Source organism: Sphingopyxis sp. C-1 (assembly GCF_001047015.1).
In the GTDB taxonomy this organism is placed as follows: Bacteria; Pseudomonadota; Alphaproteobacteria; order Sphingomonadales; family Sphingomonadaceae; genus Sphingopyxis.
Map to the genome: position 1 here is coordinate 2,679,167 of NZ_BBRO01000001.1, position 18,723 is coordinate 2,697,889.

The following is an 18,723-nucleotide window of genomic DNA, read 5'->3' on the forward strand; positions in this document are numbered from 1 at the left end:
CGGCGGCGCATATTTGATCGAGTTTCGCAAATTGGAATGACAGCTTCCGGCCGGAAGCGGACCTCCCCATCATCGTCACCCCGGACTTGATCCGGGGTCCCGCTTGAGGTCGAAGTCAGTGAGCGCGTCAAAAAAGCGGGATCCCGGGTCAAGCCCGGGATGACGGAAGTGGGGGCCGAAGGGCAACTCCTCACCCCATAACCGCTCATAAGAAAAGGGCCGGAGTTTCCCCCGGCCCTTCCCTAATTCAGTGCGTGCCTATCAGGCGCCGGTGACGTCGGCCGTATCGACCTTCACACCCGGACCCATCGACGACGACAGCGCGATCTTGCGGACATATTTGCCCTTCGCGCCGGCCGGCTTGGCCTTGACGATCGCATCGACGAAAGCGTCGAAGTTCTGGCGAAGCTTTTCCTCGCCGAACGACAGCTTGCCGAGGCCAGCGTGGATGATACCGACCTTTTCGACGCGGAATTCGATCTGACCGCCCTTGGCGGCCTTCACGGCTTCGGCGACGTTCGGGGTCACGGTGCCCAGCTTCGGGTTCGGCATCAGGCCCTTCGGACCCAGCGTCTTACCGAGGCGGCCGACGATGCCCATCATGTCCGGCGTCGCGATGACGCGGCCATAGTCGAGGTTACCCGCGAGCATGTCTTCCATCAGGTCTTCGGCACCGACCTTGTCGGCGCCAGCAGCCAGCGCCTTGTCGGCGTTGTCGCCGCGTGCGAACACGGCAACCTTGACGTCCTTGCCGGTACCGGCGGGCAGCGTCACGACGCCGCGGACCATCTGGTCGGCGTGGCGCGGATCGACGCCGAGGTTCATCGCGATTTCGAGCGTTTCGTCGAACTTGGCCGAGGCCAGTTCGCGAACGGTCTTCAGCGCTTCGTCGACGGTGTGCAGCTTCAGCGCATCAACCTTGCCCTCGAGGGCCTTCTGCTTCTTGGTCAGCTTTGCCATCGGTTCAGCCCTCCGTCACTTCGAGGCCCATCGAGCGGGCGCTGCCCTCGATGATCTTCGTTGCCTGTTCGATGTCGTTCGCGTTGAGATCCTTCATCTTGATCTCGGCGATTTCGGCGAGCTTCGAACGTGCGATCTTACCACCGCTGATCTTGCCCGGCTCCTTCGAACCCGACTTGAGGTTCGCGGCCTTCTTGATCAGATAGGTTGCCGGCGGCGTTTTCGTGACGAACGAAAAGCTCTTGTCGGCGAACACGGTGATGATGGTCGGGGTAGGCGTACCCTTTTCCATGCCGTCGGTCGCGGCGTTGAACGCCTTGCAGAATTCCATGATGTTCACGCCGCGCTGACCCAGTGCCGGCCCGAGCGGCGGCGAGGGGTTGGCGGTGCCGGCGGGCACCTGCAGCTTGATGTAGCCGCTAATCTTCTTAGCCATGATGGCCTCCTATCTTTCTGTCGGCCCGCCGTTTCCGGCAGACCTCAAAATTAGCGGTCAAACAGAAGGGCATCACCCCTTCCTCCCGCGCGGAATCACGCCCGTATCTGACGCGAAGTGGCGCCCCTACCTCCGCATGGAGAAAAAAGCAAGGGCAGCAGCGGGGCGAGTCGAGAAATTCGCAGAAAACTGCCTAACTTCACTCGCAAATCACGATCGCGGTCCGATTGTGCCACCGTCATCGAAGCACAGCGGCGCAAAATAGGACCGCGGCTATTCCGCCGACGGGTCGTAGCGGATCAGCCCTTCCTGCACCGCCGAGGCGATCAGCGTGCCGTCGCGGCGATAGATGCGGCCGCGGTTGATCCCGCGTCCGCCGCCGCTCCAGTCGCTGTCCATGACATATACGAACCATTCGTCGACGCGGATGTCGTCGTGGAACCACATCGCATGGTCGAGGCTGGTCGAGAACAGGCCGGGCGTGTCCCAGGTCATCCCGTGCGGCAGCAGCGTCGTCGAGAGCAGCCCCATGTCCGATGCATAGGCAAGCAGCGCGCGGTGGATCAGCGGGTCGTCGCCGACGGGCGAGGAGATGCGGAACCATTCATATTGCATCGTCGCCTTTTCGGACGGCGGCGGGCGGACCGCACGAACCTCGAACGGATGCATGCGCGCCATATGCTCGATGCGCCGGTCGCTGATCTTGGGATCGACCGCGATGAAGTCGGCAAAGTCCCAGCATTCCTCGGGCGGCAGGATGCCCGTCATCGGGATCTGATGCGACAGGCCCTTTTCAGGCGCCTGGAACGAGGCGGTGAGGTTGAAGATCACCTTGCCGTCCTGTCGCACGACGACGCGCCGGTTCGCAAAGCTGCGGCCGTCGAAGTCGCGATGGACGCGGAAATGCAGCGGCTTTGCCTCGTCGCCGCCACGCAGGAAATAGGCGTGAAGCGAATGGACGCTCTTGCCGAGATCGACGGTGCGCGCTGCGGCGACCATCGCCTGCGCGATCACCTGTCCGCCGAAAATGCGCTGGCGACGCGGCTTGGTGAAAGCGGGATAGGTAAATTCGTCGGGCTCGTCCGCCGCTTCGAGATCGAAGAGATGGACGATATGCCGGACGAGCCGCTCGCGATCGACGCTGGCGTAGATTTCGCGCGCATGGGCGGCACGAGCCTGCATCTCTTCGGGAGTGAGGCTCATGACGCGTTCCATTCAGTGGATTTCGCTGGCGCCATCGGAGGCGCCCCGCGATATTATTTGAAGCGTTCGACCTGTTCGAAGTCGAGCTCGACCGGGGTGGCGCGACCGAAGATCGACACCGACACCTTGACGCGCGCCTTTTCGAAATCGAGTTCCTCGACCAGCCCGTTGAAGCTGGCGAAGGGACCGTCGAGCACCTTGACCTGATCGCCGATTTCGTAGTCGACGCGGATTTCCTGCTTCGGACGGGCCGCAGCCTCTTCCTTGCTGTTCAGGATGCGCGCGGCTTCGGCTTCGCTGATCGCCTGCGGCTTGCCCATCGAGCCGAGGAAGCCGGTGACCTTCGGCGTGTTCTTCACGAGGTGATAGACATCGTCGGTCATCGTCAGCTTGGCGAGAACATAGCCCGGGAAGAATTTGCGCTCGGCCTGGACCTTCTTGCCGCGCTTCACCTCGGTGACGGTTTCGACCGGCACTTCGACCGCTTCGACGAAATCGGTGAGGCCCATGCGCTCGGCTTCGGAAAGCACCGAATCGCGAACCTTGTTCTCGAAACCCGAATAGGCGTGAATGATGTACCAGCGCGCCATGTGTGTCCGTATCCTGTCCCTGTAACCGCGGGCGTTAGCGCGCGAGCGACGTCAGCCAGCTGACGATCGCGTTGAAAACCGTGTCGACGCCAAAGAAGAACAGCGAGAGGATCGTCGTCATGATGAGCACCATGATCGTCGTCTGCACCGTTTCGCGGCTCGTCGGCCACACGATCTTGCGGGCTTCGGTACGCACCTGATTGATGAACTCAGCCGGGCTGGTCTTCGCCATGTCGATCGTCCTGTCTCTTTACGTCAATGATCCGGGCCAGATGGGTTGCCGCCCCCTGCGCGTCAAGCGCGCTTCGGGCAATAGTCCGCCCACCCTCCCCGAGCGTGTCGGCGAAAGGCGGAAGGAAAACGGCGCATCTGTCCGAATGAAAGCGGCCTTTACTTGGGCCGTGCGGCGATTGCAAGTGCGGGCTCTGGCGCACGGGCGAGTTCGCGCTGCATGAGAATAAGCAGGCCTACCATGACGATCCAGCTCGCCGTCGGCTGCAGCGCGAAGATCAAGTGCAGTTCGCGCGCAGCCGCCGCTCCATTCTTGGGATCGAAGCCGACGACGTCGAGCAGAAGATAGCTGACCGCAATCGCGGCGGCGACCCCGAACTTCTGCATCAGATTGAGCAGCGCAAAGAGGAAAGCCGACCGATTGCGACCGCAGCGCCCGGCATCTTGCGGGATCAGGTCGGCAAGCATCGAGTAAGTAAAGAGCAGCCCGACAAAGCCCGTCCCGAGCATCAGCGAAAAGCCGACGGCCTGCGCCAGCCCGCGCGGTTCCTGCGCAAGGGTCGTGACGAGCAGGCCCGAAATCAGCAGCCCCATGGCCATCATCATCGGCGGCTTGCCGAAGCGGCGCGCAAGCAGCGTCCAGATCGGCGAGGCCAGCGCCCCACCAATGAAGCTTGCGAAGAGCAGCACCGCACTCTGTCCATCGAGATCGAGCACCGCAGCGGCGAAGAAGACGAACAGCGAGGTCAGCGACCCAAAGGCAAAGCTGTTGAGGAACTGCACCCCGAACAACAGCATCAGCGGCGGGAAGGACAGCGACGCGCGAATCTCGTGCCGCCAGCCGATGCCAGGCTCGGCCACCACCGCACGCGCCGGAACGCGGCGGATCGCAAAAAGCGCGATCGGCACCATCAGCAGGAACAGGCTGGCGTAGGCCATGATCCGCCCCTGCAAGCTGATCCCTGGGACCAGAAGCTGTGCCGCAGCGGGCGCGGCAAAGGCAAGGATCAGCGCGATCTTCGCGAACCAGTCGCGCATTCCATAAAGGAGCGCGCTGTCCGCCGGAGATCGCACAAGCGCCGAACCCCAAGAAAGCTGCGCGACTTCGTAGAGGCTGTAGCTCGAATAAAAGAAGATCATCATCAGGAAAAGCGCCGCGAACGGAAGCCGGTCGCCGACGGTCACCAGCGCCAAGAGCAGCAGCGCCAGGGGTATGAGCGCGATCAGCATCCAGCGCCGGTGCGCGCCAAGTCCGGTGCGGACGCGGTCGACCATCGTTCCGATCAGCGGATCGACGACGCCGTCCCAGATGGTCGTCAGCGAGAAGAGCAGCCCGACGAGGGCCACCGAAATGACACCGCCCTCGGCGATATAGGGCGGCAGATAGACACTGAACGGCAGGCCGAGGATTACGGTCGGCCCGGCTGTCGCGGCATAAGCGGCAACGGTACGCGAGCGCAGCCCCGGCTTTTCGTCGGCATCCGCGGCCGAAGGCAGGGCAGTACTGGCCAAAGCGCGATGCTCCCGAAACAGGAAGTCCCACGCTTTCAGTTATTGACAATCATGTCAACAGGCGCACTCCGGAGCGGCCGCGCTTATCGGACCTTGAAGTGAGAAATAAAGGGCTGGAGGCGCCAGTCGATCTGGTCGTGATCGAGCCAGGTCTCTTCGATCCCCATCAAAGTGTTCAGCATGGAATCGCCGACGACGATATCGAAGAACAGCCGCGCGGCGGCTTCGGGATCATCGAATTCCGCCCTGCCCGTCGCCGCCCACTCGGCGAACAACGCGGTCAATTCATCGAGCGCTGGCACATGGAGGTCGCGGTAAATCTGAAGCGCAAACGCGCGGTCGCGCAAGCTTTCGGAGATCAGCATCCGCATCAGCGCGACGGCGCGCGGCGATTCCATCAATTCGCTCTGGCGATGCGCATAGGCTTTCAGCGTCTCGACGCTCGACAAGGTCCGCGTCGCCTCGTCGTCGAGCGACCGAAGCATCGCTTCGTCGCACCAACGCGTCGCGATGGCATGGAGCAGCCCCTGCTTGTTGCCGAAAAGTTCGTAAAGCGTCGCGAGCGACCCACCCGAGAGCTTGACGATTTCGGCAAGGCTGGTGCGTTCATAACCCTGTTCGAGGAACAGCGACTCCGCCGCGTCCAGAATGGCGCTTTGCCGCCGTTCGCGCGGCGACGGCCTATCTATCTGACATAAATCCGATTCCGGCGTGCTCAATTTGCAGTTCCTCTCACTTGCTCTTTTCTGTAATTTAAATTACACGGCGCCTGAGCGCAAGCTTTTGCGTATAACCAACTCCCGCACAACTGCGATTTTTCAGGGGTCCTTATGAGTCGCTTTCGTCCTCTTGGCAGCGCCGCCGGCGCTGCGCTGGCATTGTTGCTGGCTTCCTGCTCGTCGGAAGCGCCGCCCGCGCCGCCGCCGCCCGAGGTCAATATCGTGACCATCCGTACGCAGGCAGTACCGAATGTGATCGAATTGCCTGGCCGCGTGCAGGCGTATCGCACGTCGGAAGTGCGCGCGCGCGTCAACGGCATCGTCGAACGGCGGCTATTCAACGAAGGCAGCTATGTCCGCGCCGGGACCCCGCTGTTCCGGATCGACCCGCGCGAGTTGACCGCGACCGCCAATGCGGCGCGCGCGCAGCTTGCCCGGGCGCAGGCGACCGCCGCCAATGCGCGGCAGGTCGTCGGCCGCTATCAGCCGCTGCTGGCCGACCAGGCGATCGGCAAGCAGGAATATGACGCAGCGGTCGCCGCTCAGCGCACCGCCGAGGCCGATGTACAACAGGCGCAGGCCAATCTGGAATCGGCGCGCCTGAACCTTGGCTATGCGTCGGTTACCGCGCCGATTTCGGGCCGCGCGCGCCGTGCCGAGGTTACCGAAGGCGCGCTCGTCAGCGCGGGTCAAGGCACGCTGCTGACGACGATCGAACAGATCGACCGCGTCTATGTCAATTTCGGACAGTCGAGTTCGGACCTGCTTTCCAACCGCCGCGACATGGGATCGGGCAAGGTGACCGCACCCCAGTTCGACCGTGTCGAAGTGCAGTTGATCCTTGAGGATGGCACCGCCTTTCCGGTTGTCGGCCACCTCGACTTCCTCGACCTCTCGATCGACGAGGCGACGGGCACCGCAGCGCTGCGAGCGGAGTTCCCGAACCCGAACTCGGCGCTGCTCCCCGGCCAGTTCGTTCGTGCCCGCATCTTCGCCGGCAACCGTTCGGACGGCGTGCTGATCCCTCAGCGCGCGGTCAAGCTGGCCGCCGATGCTGCGAGCGTGATGGTGCTCGACGCCAAGAATATCGCGACGCCGCGCCCGGTGAAACTGGGCACGATGGTCGCAGGCCAGTGGGCAATCCTCGATGGGCTGAAACCCGGCGACCGGGTGATCGTCGACGGGCTGCAAAAGGTGCAGCCGGGCCAGCCGGTGCGCGTCGCACAGCCAAAGGGAACCGCCTCGACCCCCGCGGCAAAGCGCTGATCTGACATGACCCCCCGCTTCTTCATCGACCGGCCCATCTTCTCCTGGGTCATCGCCATCGGCATCCTCTTGTCGGGCATCATCGCGCTGCGCAGCCTGCCGGTTGAGCAATATCCGTCGGTCGCGCCGCCGTCGCTGACGATCGGCGTCACCTATCCGGGGGCCGACGCGAGCACGCTCGAACAGAATGTCACGCAGGTCATCGAGCAGGAACTGAACGGGGTCGAGGGCTTCCTCTATATGGCCTCGACCAGCGAATCGAACGGCACGGCATCGATCACCCTGACCTTCGAGGCAGGAACCGACATCGACAATGCGCAGATGGAGGTCCAGAACCGCCTGCGCCGTGTCGAGCAGCGCCTGCCCGAAGATGTGCGCCGTCAGGGCATTTCGGTCACCGAGGCGAATTCAGGCTTCCTGCTGATCGTCGCGATCACGTCGAAAAGCGGCAACACCGACCCGATGGAGGTCAACAACTTCGCCAACACACGCGTGCTCGACGAATTGCGGCGTGTGAACGGCGTCGGCAATGTTCAGGCGTTCGCGCCCGAATATGCGATGCGCATCTGGCTCGACCCGCAAAAGCTGGCCTCGCACAATCTGTCGCCGGCCGAAGCGCTCGGCGCGGTGCAGGAACAGAATAGCCAGACGCCGGGCGGGCAGCTCGGCGACCAGCCGCTCGCCAAGGGCGCGCAGCTCAACGCCGTCATCACGACGCAGGGCCGCTTTACCAAGCCCGAGCAGTTCGAGAGCATCATCCTGCGCGCCAACCCCGACGGGTCGGCGGTCACGCTGGGCGATGTCGGACGTGTCGAACTGGGCGCCGCGAGCTATCTCTTCTCGTCCGAACTCAACGGCAAACCGATGGCGGGCCTCGCGGTCCAGTTGACCCCGGGCGCCAATGCGCTGTCGACCGCCGACGGCATTCGCGCGCGGATGGACGAGCTGTCAAAGGGCTTCCCGCCCGACATCACATGGTCGATCCCCTACGACACGACGCCCTTCATCAGCCTGTCGATCGAAGAGGTGGTCAAGACGCTGGGCGAAGCGATGCTGCTCGTCTTCCTGGTCATGTTCCTGTTCCTCCAGAACTGGCGGGCGACCGTGATCCCGACCGTCGTCGTGCCGATCGCTCTTGCCGGCGCGTGTCTCGGCCTCTGGATGGCGGGCTTCTCGATCAACGTGCTGACCCTGTTCGGCATGGTTCTCGCGATCGGCATCCTCGTCGACGACGCGATCGTCGTGATCGAGAATGTCGAGCGCATCATGAATGAAGAGCATCTGTCGCCCTATGAAGCGACGGTGAAGGCGATGGGGCAGATCACCTCGGCGATCATCGGCATCACGCTGGTGCTGATCGCGGTATTCATCCCGATGGCGTTTTTCCCCGGTTCGACCGGCGGCATCTATCGCCAATTCTCGATGACGCTCGCGATCTCGATCGCCTTCTCGGCGTTGCTTGCACTTACGCTGACGCCCGCGCTCTGTGCGACGCTGCTGAAGCCGCATGACCATAGCGAGCGCAAGGGACGCATCGGTGCCTTCTTCGACCGCTTCTTTGGGCGGTTCAACGAATGGTTCGGCCGCACGACCGACCGCTATCAGGGCGGCGTCGGCAAGATGCTCGGCGCCCCGCTCCGCTGGCTCGGCGTGTTCGTGGCGATGGTCGCGATCACCGCGCTCCTGTTCACCCGCCTGCCGGGTTCGTTCCTGCCGCAGGAAGACCAGGGTTATCTCGTAACCGTGATCCAGGCGCCCCCGGGCGCGACGACGCAGCGCACCAACGAGGCGACGAAACAGGTAAAGGCCTTTTTCGCCGAACAGCCGCAGGTCGCGAATGTCGTGTCGGTCAACGGATTCAGCTTCTTCGGCCAGGGACAGGCGAATGCCATCATGTTCACGCCGCTGAAGCCGTGGGACGAGCGCAAGGGCGACGGCGACAGCGCCGACGCGATCGCGGGCAAGGCGATGGGCGCCTATGCGAACATCAAGGAAGCCTTTGCCTTCTCGCTTAGCCCGCCGTCGATCCCCGAACTCGGTACGTCGAGCGGTTTCACCTTCAAGCTGCAGGACCGCGGCGGCAACGGGCGCGATGCGCTGATCGCCGCGCGCAACCAGATGCTGGGCGGCGCGATGCAGAGCAAGCTGCTCGCCAACGTCCGCCCCGAGGGGCAGGAGGATGCGCCGGTGCTGAAGGTCGATATCGACCGGATTCAGGCGCGTGCGCTCGGCCTGTCGATCGGCGACGTCAATGCGACGCTCGCGATCAGCTTCGGCAGTGCCTATGCCAACGACTTCACCCGCGAGGGCCGCGTGCTGCGCGTGCTGCTTCAGGCCGATGCCGCGAGCCGGATGACGCCGCAGGACGTGCTGGAACTGCGCGTGCGCAGCGCGAATGGCGACATGGTTCCCTTCGGATCGTTCAGCAAGGCCGAATGGTCGGCCGAAGCCCCGCAGCTCCAGCGCTACAACGGCTATCCCGCGATGACGATTTCGGGTGAACCCGCGCCAGGCCAGTCGACCGGTGAGGCGATGGCCGAGATGGAGCGGCTCGCGCAGCAGCTTCCAGCCGGTTTCGCATATGAATGGACCGGCATCTCCTACGAGGAAAAGCAGTCGGCCGGCCAGATCGGCATGCTGCTCGGCCTGTCGCTCGTCGTCGTCTTCCTGCTGCTCGCGGCGCTCTATGAAAGCTGGTCGGTGCCTGTCGCGGTGCTTCTGGTCGTGCCCTTGGGCGTGCTGGGCGCGGTGCTCTTCTCGATGTTCCGCGGCCTGTCGGCGGACATTTACTTCAACGTCGGCCTGATCACGATCATCGGTCTTGCGGCGAAGAATGCGATCCTGATCGTCGAGTTCGCGATCGAACAGGAAGCCGAAGGCAAGTCGACGTTCGACGCGGTGATGGAAGCGGTAAAGCTGCGCCTGCGTCCGATCATCATGACCAGCCTGGCCTTCATCCTCGGCATGGTGCCGTTGGTGATTGCAAGCGGGGCCGGCGCCGCCAGCCGCATCGCGGTCGGCTCTGGCGTGATGGGCGGAATGATCGCGGCCACGTTGCTCGGCATCTTCTTCATTCCGCTCTTTTACCTGTCGGTGCGCAAATGGCTCAGCCGCAAGCGGCCCCCTGCCCCTGCCGAGAAAGGCCATCATGAGGAACCCGGCCATGCGTAACCTGATCGCGCTGCTCGCGGCGACGACGCTCGCCGGATGCGTCAACATGGCGCCAAAGCACGAGCGTCCGCCGCTCTCGACCGCCGCCGACTATCCGGCCGAATTCGCGGGCGACGTCACGCTCGGGCAGCGGGCAACCGATGTCGCCTGGCGCGACTTCTTCGCCGACCCGCAGCTCGAAGTGCTGATCGCGCAGGCGATCGAGCGCAACCGCGACCTCGCCGTCGCGATCGCGCAGATCGAGGAGGCGCGCGGCCTCTATCGCATTCAGGATGCCGATCGCCTGCCGACCGTGGGTGCGAGCGCGGATGCGACACGAACGCGCGGCCCGTCACTGACGGGGCCGGGAACCGACACGACCAACCGCTATTCGGTCGGCGTCGGCGTGACCTCGTTCGAGCTCGATTTCTGGGGCCGCGTCAAGAATCTGTCCGAGGCGGCGCGCAGCCAATATCTCGCGACCGAACAGGCCGAACGCGCCTTCCGCCTCGCGCTCGTTCGCGACGTCGCCTCCACCTATTTCGCATCGCGCGGTGCCGACGAACAGATCGCGCTCGCTGAAGCGACGGTGACGAGCCGCAAGGAGGGGTTGCGCATCGCGAAGCGGCGCCTCGACGCGGGGGTGACCTCGGCGCTTGACTATCGCCAGTCCGAAACGCTGCTGACGCAGGCCGAGACGCAGCTGGCGAGCCTGAAGCTTGCGAAGGCGCAAGCCGACAATTTCCTCGCCGTGCTGACCGGCGGCCCCGTTGCCGGCCCGCTGCCTGCGCCGCTGCCGCTCGTCCAGCAGGGACAATCGCCGACGCTGACCGCCGGCCTGCCGTCGGACCTGCTCGTCGCGCGTCCCGACGTGCTCGCGGCCGAAGAACGGCTTCGCGCCGCGCGCGCCAATATCGGCGCCGCGCGTGCTGCCTTCTTCCCCTCGATCTCGCTGACCGGCAACCTTGGCTTCGCCTCGGGCTCGCTCGACAATCTGTTCAGCAACGATGGGTTCGGCTGGAGCTTCGGCCCGTCGATCAGCTTGCCGATCTTTGATTTCGGGCGGAACAAGGGCAATCTGACCGTCGCCGAGGCGCGCGAGAATATCGCCGTCGCGACCTATGAGCGCACGGTACAGGGGGCCTTCCGCGAAGTCGCCGACGCACTCGCCGGACGCCGTTACCTCGCCGATCAGGTCGAGGCACAGGAACGCGGCACGCTGGCACAGCGTCGCATCGCCGATCTCGCGCGCAAGCGATACCGCGAGGGTGTGTCGACCTATCTCGAAGTGCTCGACGCCGAACGCAACCTGTTCGCTTCGGAACAGACGCTCATCGAGCTTCGTCGTGCACAGGTCGACAATCTGGTCACTCTCTATGTCGCGCTCGGCGGCGGATTGGTCGAGCGTCGCTAAGGCGCCCGGCGAAACCGCGATGACGGGCGAAGCCGCGTCCCCTGCCCTGCTCAAGGATATTCTGGGGCCTCCGGCGCTGGAAACGATCGCCGACGCGGGGGAGGCCGCGTCGCCGCGCTTTGATCGCGCGGCCTTTATGCGCGCGGCTGCGGATGGGCTCGACGCCCTGTCGATCATGGAACGCGTGCGTCATATTGCGAGCGCGCTCCATACCGCCTTGCCGCAAAACTATCCCGACGCGCTCCATATCGTCCGCGCGATGGGGCCGCGCCTGACCCACGGGTTTCAGGCGATGGCGGTCACCGAATATGTCGCACGCTATGGGCTCGACGATTTCGATCGGTCGATGGACGCCCTTGCCGACCTGACGCGGTTCGGTTCGGCCGAATTTGCGATCCGCCCTTTCCTAGCGGCGGATACGCCCCGCGCACTCGCGACGATGATGCGCTGGACGGGCAGCGCGGACGAACATGTGCGCCGCCTCGCGAGCGAGGGCGCCCGGCCGCGCCTGCCCTGGGCGGCGCGCGTTCCCGCGCTGAAGGCGGACCCGACACTCGCGGCGTCGATCCTGGAGACGCTGAAAGCCGACTCCAGCCTCTATGTCCGGAAATCCGTCGCGAACCATTTGAACGACATCGCGAAGGATCGGCCCGACTGGCTGCTGGATCGCCTCGCGGACTGGCCACAGGATGATCCGCGCACGATCTGGATCGTCCGCCATGCGCTGCGCACGCTGATCAAGCAGGGCGAGCCACGCGCGCTCGCGCTGATCGGCGTCGGCCATGGTGCCGCGGTAAATGTGCGGAGCTTTGCGATCGCGCCTGAAACCGTGCGCCTTGGCGACCGGATCTCGATCGCGGTCGAGCTCGCATCGGACTCGCGCGAACGCCAGCCGCTGGTCGTCGACTATCGCATCCACTACGCCCGCGCCGGCGGAAAGACCGCACCCAAGGTCTTCAAGTTCAAGACATTCGACCTCGCCGCCGGGGAAGTGATCGCGCTGGCGATCTCGCAGACCATCCGCGATTTCAGCACCCGGCGCCATCATCCCGGCCGACACCGCATCGAGCTGATCGTCAACGGGCAGACAATGGCCGAAGCCGCCTTCGACCTCTTACCCGGCTGACGCGACCTGTCAGGTTCCCGGCGGTGGCTGCGGCTGCGGCGCGGGCACGGCGGGCTCTGGCGTGCGATCCTGGATCGGCAGGCGCAGGTCGATCGGGCTGCCATTGATTTCGGTCGAGATCACCGCATCGCCGCGCTCGATCCCGATCCGCGTGCCCTCTCCGATCGGGATCGCGCCGACGTCGGGGACATCGAGCGGCTCGACCGGGCCGGTCGGATCGACAATCTTCTTGGGCTGCGACGCCGCTTTCTTGCCTGACGCCCCGGTCATGAAGTCACGCCAGATGCGCGCCGGCAAACCGCCGCCCGAAATGCCCTGCAGCGGCGTATTGTCATCGTTGCCGATCCACACCCCGACGACAAGGCCGTTCGCGTAGCCAACGAACAGCGCATCGCGATTGTCCTGACTGGTGCCTGTCTTGCCGAAATTGGCCTGTGGCAGCCGCGCGGCGCGGCCGGTCCCGCGATTGACCGCGGCGCGCAGCATTTGCTCGATATCCTCGTGCTCGCTCGACCCGAAGCGCGACGGGCCCGAGATCAGATTCTCGAACCAACCCTTTTCGTCGGCCTCGAACGCGTGCGGTTCGACCGGATAGCTGTTCGCCGCAACCGCGGCATAGGCGGCGGTGAGTTCGAGCAGCGTCATGCTCGACGTGCCGAGCGCAAGGCTGGGATCGCCCTTCGCCATCGGTGCGGTGACACCAAGGTCGCGCGCCATGTCGATCACCTTGTCGTCGCCGATTTCGCGGAGCAGTCGGACCGCCGCGACATTGCTCGACGACGCAAAGGCGTCTTCGAGGCTGATCTGCTTCGAATAGGCGCCGCCTGAATTCTTGGGACGATAGGAACCGGTCTCGATCGGACTGTTGTCGATCATATCGCCCGGATCCCAACCGGCGCGAAGCGCGGCGAGATAGACGAAGAGCTTGAAGGTCGACCCCGGCTGGCGCCGCGCCTGCGTCGCGCGGTTAAAGGGCGATGCGGCATAATCCTTGCCGCCGATCATCGCGACAACCTCGCCATTCGGGCGCATCGCGACAAGCGCGACCTGCGCCTTGCCCAGCCCCGCGCGGCTCGTCACACGGCGCGCGATCCCCTGCAACCGCGCATCCAGGGTGGTCGCGATCGTCTGGCGCGAATAACCGACATCGCTCAACTTGCGCGCCTCGGGCAGCGCCCAGTCGGCGAAATAGGTGCCGGTCGGCAAGGTGTTGCGCGTGCGCACGTCGATGCGCGGGGTGCGGAGCGCCTTTCGCTCCTGTTCGGTGAGATAGCCCGTCGTGACCATCGCATCCAGCACCAGCTTCATACGCTTTTCGGCCAGATCGGGGTTTTTGGTGGGGGCGAGCCGAGACGGCGCCTGCACCAGCCCCGCGAGCATCGCCGCCTGCGCGGGGGTCAGCTTTTCGGGCTGGCGATAGAAATAATGGAGCGAGGCGGCGCGAAGGCCATAGGTGTTGTCGCCGAAATAGGCGTTGGACAGATAACGTTCGAGAATCTCGTCCTTGGTCAGCCATGCTTCGAGCCAAAAGGCGATCAGCGCCTCGCGCGCCTTGCGCCCGAGCGTGCGCTTCGGCGTCAGGAAAGTGAATTTCGCGAGCTGCTGAGTGATCGTGCTGCCCCCCTGCGTCCGCCCGCCGGTGACATTGCTCCAGACGGCGCGTGCTATGCTGCGCGGATCGACGCCCCAGTGGTTGTAAAAGCGGCGATCCTCGATCGCCAGGAAGGCGCCGGTCACATGCTTGGGCAGATCCGCACTCTTCACCGGCGTGTCGACGATCGCGCCGATGCGCGCGATCGGGGTGCCGTCGGACGCGAGCAAGGTGATCTGCGGCGGAGCGATCGGTTCGAGCGATTTCGACAGCGGCGCGGTCAGCGCGAGCCAGCCGACGAGCAGTATGAAGATCACGCAAAAGATCGCGAAGCCGCGCGAGATGCGGCGCATCCATTTGCGCCCGCGCGTCTCGGGAACGATGGGCGGCGGCGGCGCTGCCATGTCGGCGAACGGGCCACCCGGCGTCGCGGCTAGGGTGGGGTCGGGGCCTTCGGGTTTACGGAACCATTTCATGCGCAGCGCCCGTATTACAGCCCCAACACAGCATAAGCAATTGCGTTATATGGTGCGTTGGATGGGCTCCATTCATCAAGAAGGACAGCGACTTGATCGGCGTGTCGCGATAAGAAAAGAAGAAGCCCCGTCCATCCGGAGAGCGACGACATGAGCCAAACAGCCACCCGCTATTGCGACCTGGTGATGAAGGGCGGCATCACGAGCGGCATCGTCTATCCCAACGCCGTTCTGGCGCTCGCGCGCGACTTCCGGTTCAAGAATATCGGTGGAACCTCGGCGGGCGCGATCGCGGCGGCAGCCACCGCCGCCGCCGCGTTGGGCGACCGCAAACATGTCGCATCGGGGTCGGCCGCCCCCTGCCCCTCGACGCTTGGCTTCGCCGGTCTCGAACGCGTCGCGGCACAGCTTTCGTCGCGGGGCTTCATCTTCGGCCTGTTTCAGCCCGCGCGCGGCGGGCGAAGCGCCTATCGCCTGATCGTCACGCTCACCGGAAACGCGAGCGCGCTCCGCAAGGCCTGCACGGCAGCGATCGCAGTCGTCGCCATCGCCCCGCTTGAAGCGTTGCTCCTTTTCGGCCTGTTCCTTGCGCTTGGTTATGCGATTGCGGGGCCATCCGGGGCGGCAGCCGTACTGCTGCCCTCGGCGGTTTGCGCCTATCTTGGCGCAGCAATCGCCGCGGCTTTACGTGTCGCGCGCGTCACGCGGCGCAATCTGCTGGGCCTCTGCTCGGGTTTGAGCAGCGGTAAGGATGCGGCAGAACCGGCGCTGACCGATTGGCTTCACGGGGTTCTGCAATCCTTGTCGGGCAAGGATATCGCCGAACCGCTGCTGTTCGACGACCTGTGGGACGCGCCCCGTTATCCCGGCGAACCGCGGACCGAAACAGCAATCTCGCTTCAGATGATCACCACCGGCGTTTCGCATCGTGAACCGCGAACGCTGCCCTTCACCGATGCGTCCTTCTGGTTCCTGCGCGAGGAATTCGATCTGCTGTTCCCGCAAACCGTCGTCGACGCGATGGTGGCGATGGCGGGTGCGCCCGACCGCGTCGACGGAAAGGATTATTATCGCCTTCCCGGCAAGGGCCGGATGCCGGTGCTCGTGGCGATGCGGATGAGCCTCAGCTTTCCATTGCTGATCAGCGCTGTGCCGCTGCACGAGCCGGCGGCGAGGCGCACGCTTCGCGGCGAGACCGAAGGCGAGACGTCGGGGGAAAGCGAAGATCGCAAGGAAACGACGCTCAGCCAGAGCACCGACAGCTTGGCCACCGGCGGCGAGGCTCCGCTTTCGCTGATCGAGGGTTTTCGTATCTGCTGGTTCTCGGACGGCGGGGTTTCAAGCAATTTCCCGCTCCATTTGTTCGACGCGCCGCTGCCGCGCTGGCCGACCTTTGCGATCAACCTCGTCTATCCCCAAAGCGACGACAGCCCGCCGGTCGACAACCCTGAACCCCAATGTGCGCAGGACCGGGCCGAAGCCGCGGTGTGGTTGCCGCTGCATAATAATCGCGGATGGCAACGCAGCTACAACTCGATCGCCCGGCCCCTTGCGCTGGCGGAGGTTTCCGCTTTCATATTCGGTATCATCAGCACGATGCAGAATTGGCGCGATCTGTTGCAATCGCGCGCGCCGGGGCAACGCGACCGGATCGTCCACGTCGCGCTCGACAAGGTCGAGGGCGGGATGAACCTCGACATGTCGCAGGACATATTGGACAGCATTTCGCTGAAAGGCACGGTCGCTGGCGAGCGCCTGTATCAATTCTCGTTCGACAATCATTATTGGGTACGCTGGCGGAACGTCGCATCGGGCCTTCAGCGCTACACCATCCGGATTGCGGCCAGCGCGAAAGTCGTGCCGCCGATTCCCGCTTATGAGGCAGCCTTTGCGACAGTGCGCACAGGAGTGCCGCCGGCAGTTTCATACAAATTCCGGTCGACCGAAGCGCAAAGCGCCGCGCAAGCGCTGTTCGCCGACCTGGTGGCACGCGGCGAGGAATGGGCCGACCTTGGCCCCGACCTCAGCGACGGTACGCCGCGGCCGTTGCCCCAGATGCAAATCACGCCGATCTACTAGGGTCAGCCCCCCTAGTTCGCGGGATCGTCGCGGTCCTGTTGCGGCGAGGCATGATCGTCCTTTTTGATGAAACTCATCTTGCCCTGCGGTTCCAGGATCGCCCATGCGACCTCCGACATCTGCCCGATCCCGGCCAGCCGCATTTCGGAGAGTATCTCGTCGCGCGTCAGCCGGTCGCGCCGCAGATTTTCGATCAATATCTCGCCATCGCGCACGATCACCCGCGGCGCGCCTTCGAGCAGGTTCTTGGCACGCGGGAACAGATATGCCGTCCAGCTTAGTACCAGCGCCCAGAAAGCGAAGGTACAGATGGCGAGCGTCGCCCCGGTCAGGCTGAAATCATTGTGCGTCACCCCCTGCTGGATGAGGTCGCCGAGCACGACGAGCACGACGAATTCGAAGGGCGTCATCTGGCCTAGCTCGCGCTTGCCGAGCAGCCGGATCAGCAGGAACAGGATGAAGAACATCACAGTGGCGCGAAGCACGATATCCATCAGGGCAGCACCTTGATGCGAAGCGGCATTTCACCAATGCGCCGCTTGCCGTCGAAGACTGCGATTTCGCCGCTGGTGCCCGCGAACAGCGGCGGGTTGATCTGGCCGTCGACCTTGATGTGCACGCTGTCGCCCGCGCGCAGCGGGCCGTAGGAAAAATGAAAACGGCCGTCCTCGAACCACTCTTCGGCGGGCGCCGGGATCATCGTGTTGACGGTCATGTCTTGCCAGAGCGCGGGCGATACGGCGACCACCGCATCATCGAGCGGAGCTTTTGCGGTCAGGGTAATATCGGTCTCGAAAAACTCGCCGTTGCGAATGACGGTCGGCGTTTTTACCGTCAGGCGCGCGTCGCCTAGATCGGCCGTGCGGGGCGGGCTCGGTTGTCCGCCGGTGAAACCGAGGGCTGCGGCCAACAAGAGGCCGCCGAGAAGGAGGATCGAGATCGGGCTGGCGTGCCGATCCCAGAGGCGTTGGTGCGTTGGCTTGGCATCGAGTCCTTCCAGCGCCTGCATCCGATCCTCCGGCCTGATTGCAACGCTCTCAGGCCACATAAAAGGCCAGGAGCGCTCGCCCGCTTTGGCCGCGGGCGAGCGCTTAATTGACGCTTGGCGCGCCCGTTCGTTCCGCCGCCTCAGCGGTCGGCGGCGGCATTCTCGATCAGTTCGGCGACTTCGACCGGATGCGAGACCATCAGTGCGTGCGAGCCGCTTGCGACCGCGACGGTCTTGCGGGCATGTGCGCGCTCGGCCATGAATTTCATCGTCGCCGCCGGAATGTTGCGGTCCTCGCCGCCATAGATGACATAGCTCGGCAGGGTCTTCCACGTCGCCGCCTGCGAGGCATCGGTCAGCGCCCCCTGCGTCACCGGACGCTGCGTCGCGGCCATCAGCGTCGCCTGCGCTTCGGGCACGTCGGCCGCGAATTGCGCATGGAATTTGGCGGGCTGGATATAAAGGTCGGTGCCGCCGCCCGGCAGACTGACCGGCGACAGCGCGTCACCCAGCGTGCTGCCGGGGAATTTGGCCGAAAGCGTCAGCGCCGATTCCCCCGTGTCGGGCAGGAATCCGGCGACGAAGACCAATGCCTTCACATTGGGATTGTCCTTCGCCGCTTCGGTGATGACGACACCGCCATAGCTGTGGCCGACAAGGATGACACGGCCCGGGATCGACCGGACGACCGCCGCGACGCTGGCGGCATCGCCCGCAACGCTGCGCAACGGGTTCGCGGCTGCGATTACCGGATAGCCGTCCTTCTCGAGCCGGGCGATCACGTCGTTCCAGCCCGAGGAATCGGCGAAGGCGCCATGGACCAGCACGACGGTCGGCTTGGCGGCCATATCCTCGGCCTGCGCGCCGACGGTGCCGGAGAAAAGCAGTGCGGCAAGCGCCGCCGAACGAATTGAACGATACATGTCATCATCCTCTTGGCTGTTGAATAGGCAAGAGATGCACCCGCGGGCCCGCGGCGCAT

16 protein-coding genes are annotated in these 18,723 nt (G+C 64.5%); 5 read left to right on the top strand and 11 right to left on the bottom strand.

From position 1 onward, the window contains the following. Positions 1–261: 261 nt before the first annotated feature. The 7 genes from rplA to SC1_RS12675 all read right to left on the bottom strand — a co-directional run bounded on the left by rplA (position 262) and on the right by SC1_RS12675 (position 5,651). Positions 262–960, bottom strand: a complete 699-nt coding sequence (rplA, locus tag SC1_RS12645; RefSeq protein WP_056373862.1) for a 50S ribosomal protein L1 — start codon at positions 958–960, stop codon at positions 262–264. Positions 961–964: 4 nt separating this feature from the next. Further along, on the bottom strand, positions 965–1,396 hold the full coding sequence (gene rplK / locus SC1_RS12650; RefSeq protein WP_037516054.1) for a 50S ribosomal protein L11: 432 nt from the start codon (positions 1,394–1,396) through the stop codon (positions 965–967). Between the two features lie 273 nt (positions 1,397–1,669). After that, positions 1,670–2,599, bottom strand: coding sequence for an acyl-CoA thioesterase II (locus SC1_RS12655; protein ID WP_238586678.1), 930 nt, complete (start codon positions 2,597–2,599; stop codon positions 1,670–1,672). A 53-nt stretch (positions 2,600–2,652) separates the two neighbouring features. Beyond that, complete coding sequence (nusG, locus tag SC1_RS12660; RefSeq protein WP_037516051.1) at positions 2,653–3,189, bottom strand: transcription termination/antitermination protein NusG; 537 nt, start codon at positions 3,187–3,189, stop codon at positions 2,653–2,655. A gap of 34 nt (positions 3,190–3,223) precedes the next feature. Continuing rightward, a complete protein-coding gene (gene secE / locus SC1_RS12665; protein WP_062182171.1) occupies positions 3,224–3,421 on the bottom strand; it encodes a preprotein translocase subunit SecE in 198 nt (65 codons plus the stop codon). Between the two features lie 158 nt (positions 3,422–3,579). Continuing rightward, positions 3,580–4,932, bottom strand: a complete 1,353-nt coding sequence (locus SC1_RS12670; protein ID WP_062182174.1) for an MFS transporter — start codon at positions 4,930–4,932, stop codon at positions 3,580–3,582. Between the two features lie 83 nt (positions 4,933–5,015). Continuing rightward, positions 5,016–5,651, bottom strand: coding sequence for a TetR/AcrR family transcriptional regulator (locus SC1_RS12675; protein WP_062182176.1), 636 nt, complete (start codon positions 5,649–5,651; stop codon positions 5,016–5,018). 111 nt (positions 5,652–5,762) lie between these two features. On the opposite strand from SC1_RS12675, the gene SC1_RS12680 reads away from it, so the two are divergent. From SC1_RS12680 to SC1_RS12695, 4 genes are read left to right on the top strand one after another with little or no spacing between them, the layout of a single operon-like run. After that, positions 5,763–6,917, top strand: a complete 1,155-nt coding sequence (locus tag SC1_RS12680) for an efflux RND transporter periplasmic adaptor subunit (RefSeq protein WP_062182179.1) — start codon at positions 5,763–5,765, stop codon at positions 6,915–6,917. A 6-nt stretch (positions 6,918–6,923) separates the two neighbouring features. Beyond that, on the top strand, positions 6,924–10,088 hold the full coding sequence (locus tag SC1_RS12685) for an efflux RND transporter permease subunit (protein WP_062182182.1): 3,165 nt from the start codon (positions 6,924–6,926) through the stop codon (positions 10,086–10,088). Then, positions 10,081–11,481, top strand: a complete 1,401-nt coding sequence (locus SC1_RS12690; protein ID WP_083435826.1) for an efflux transporter outer membrane subunit — start codon at positions 10,081–10,083, stop codon at positions 11,479–11,481. Before SC1_RS12685 ends, SC1_RS12690 begins: the two co-directional genes overlap by 8 nt. Then, positions 11,444–12,607 (top strand): DNA alkylation repair protein, encoded by a 1,164-nt coding sequence (locus SC1_RS12695; RefSeq protein WP_238586679.1) that lies wholly within the window; start codon positions 11,444–11,446, stop codon positions 12,605–12,607. Before SC1_RS12690 ends, SC1_RS12695 begins: the two co-directional genes overlap by 38 nt. Positions 12,608–12,616: 9 nt before the next feature. Here SC1_RS12695 and SC1_RS12700 read toward each other — a convergent pair whose 3' ends face one another. Continuing rightward, positions 12,617–14,674, bottom strand: coding sequence for a transglycosylase domain-containing protein (locus SC1_RS12700; RefSeq protein WP_238586680.1), 2,058 nt, complete (start codon positions 14,672–14,674; stop codon positions 12,617–12,619). Between the two features lie 150 nt (positions 14,675–14,824). Between SC1_RS12700 and SC1_RS12705 the strand changes: the two genes are divergently transcribed. Beyond that, a complete protein-coding gene (locus tag SC1_RS12705; RefSeq protein WP_062182185.1) occupies positions 14,825–16,753 on the top strand; it encodes a patatin-like phospholipase family protein in 1,929 nt (642 codons plus the stop codon). 11 nt (positions 16,754–16,764) lie between these two features. Here the strand turns inward: SC1_RS12705 and SC1_RS12710 are convergent, their stop codons facing one another. The 3 genes from SC1_RS12710 to SC1_RS12720 all read right to left on the bottom strand — a co-directional run bounded on the left by SC1_RS12710 (position 16,765) and on the right by SC1_RS12720 (position 18,664). Next, positions 16,765–17,247 (bottom strand): DUF421 domain-containing protein, encoded by a 483-nt coding sequence (locus SC1_RS12710; RefSeq protein WP_062182188.1) that lies wholly within the window; start codon positions 17,245–17,247, stop codon positions 16,765–16,767. After that, a complete protein-coding gene (locus SC1_RS12715; RefSeq protein WP_062182192.1) occupies positions 17,247–17,762 on the bottom strand; it encodes a hypothetical protein in 516 nt (171 codons plus the stop codon). The genes SC1_RS12710 and SC1_RS12715 overlap by 1 nt, the downstream gene beginning before the upstream one ends. Positions 17,763–17,881: 119 nt before the next feature. Beyond that, the gene (locus SC1_RS12720; RefSeq protein WP_062182194.1) at positions 17,882–18,664 is read right to left on the bottom strand and encodes an alpha/beta fold hydrolase; all 783 of its coding nucleotides are present in this window, start codon (positions 18,662–18,664) and stop codon (positions 17,882–17,884) included. Positions 18,665–18,723: the final 59 nt, after the last annotated feature.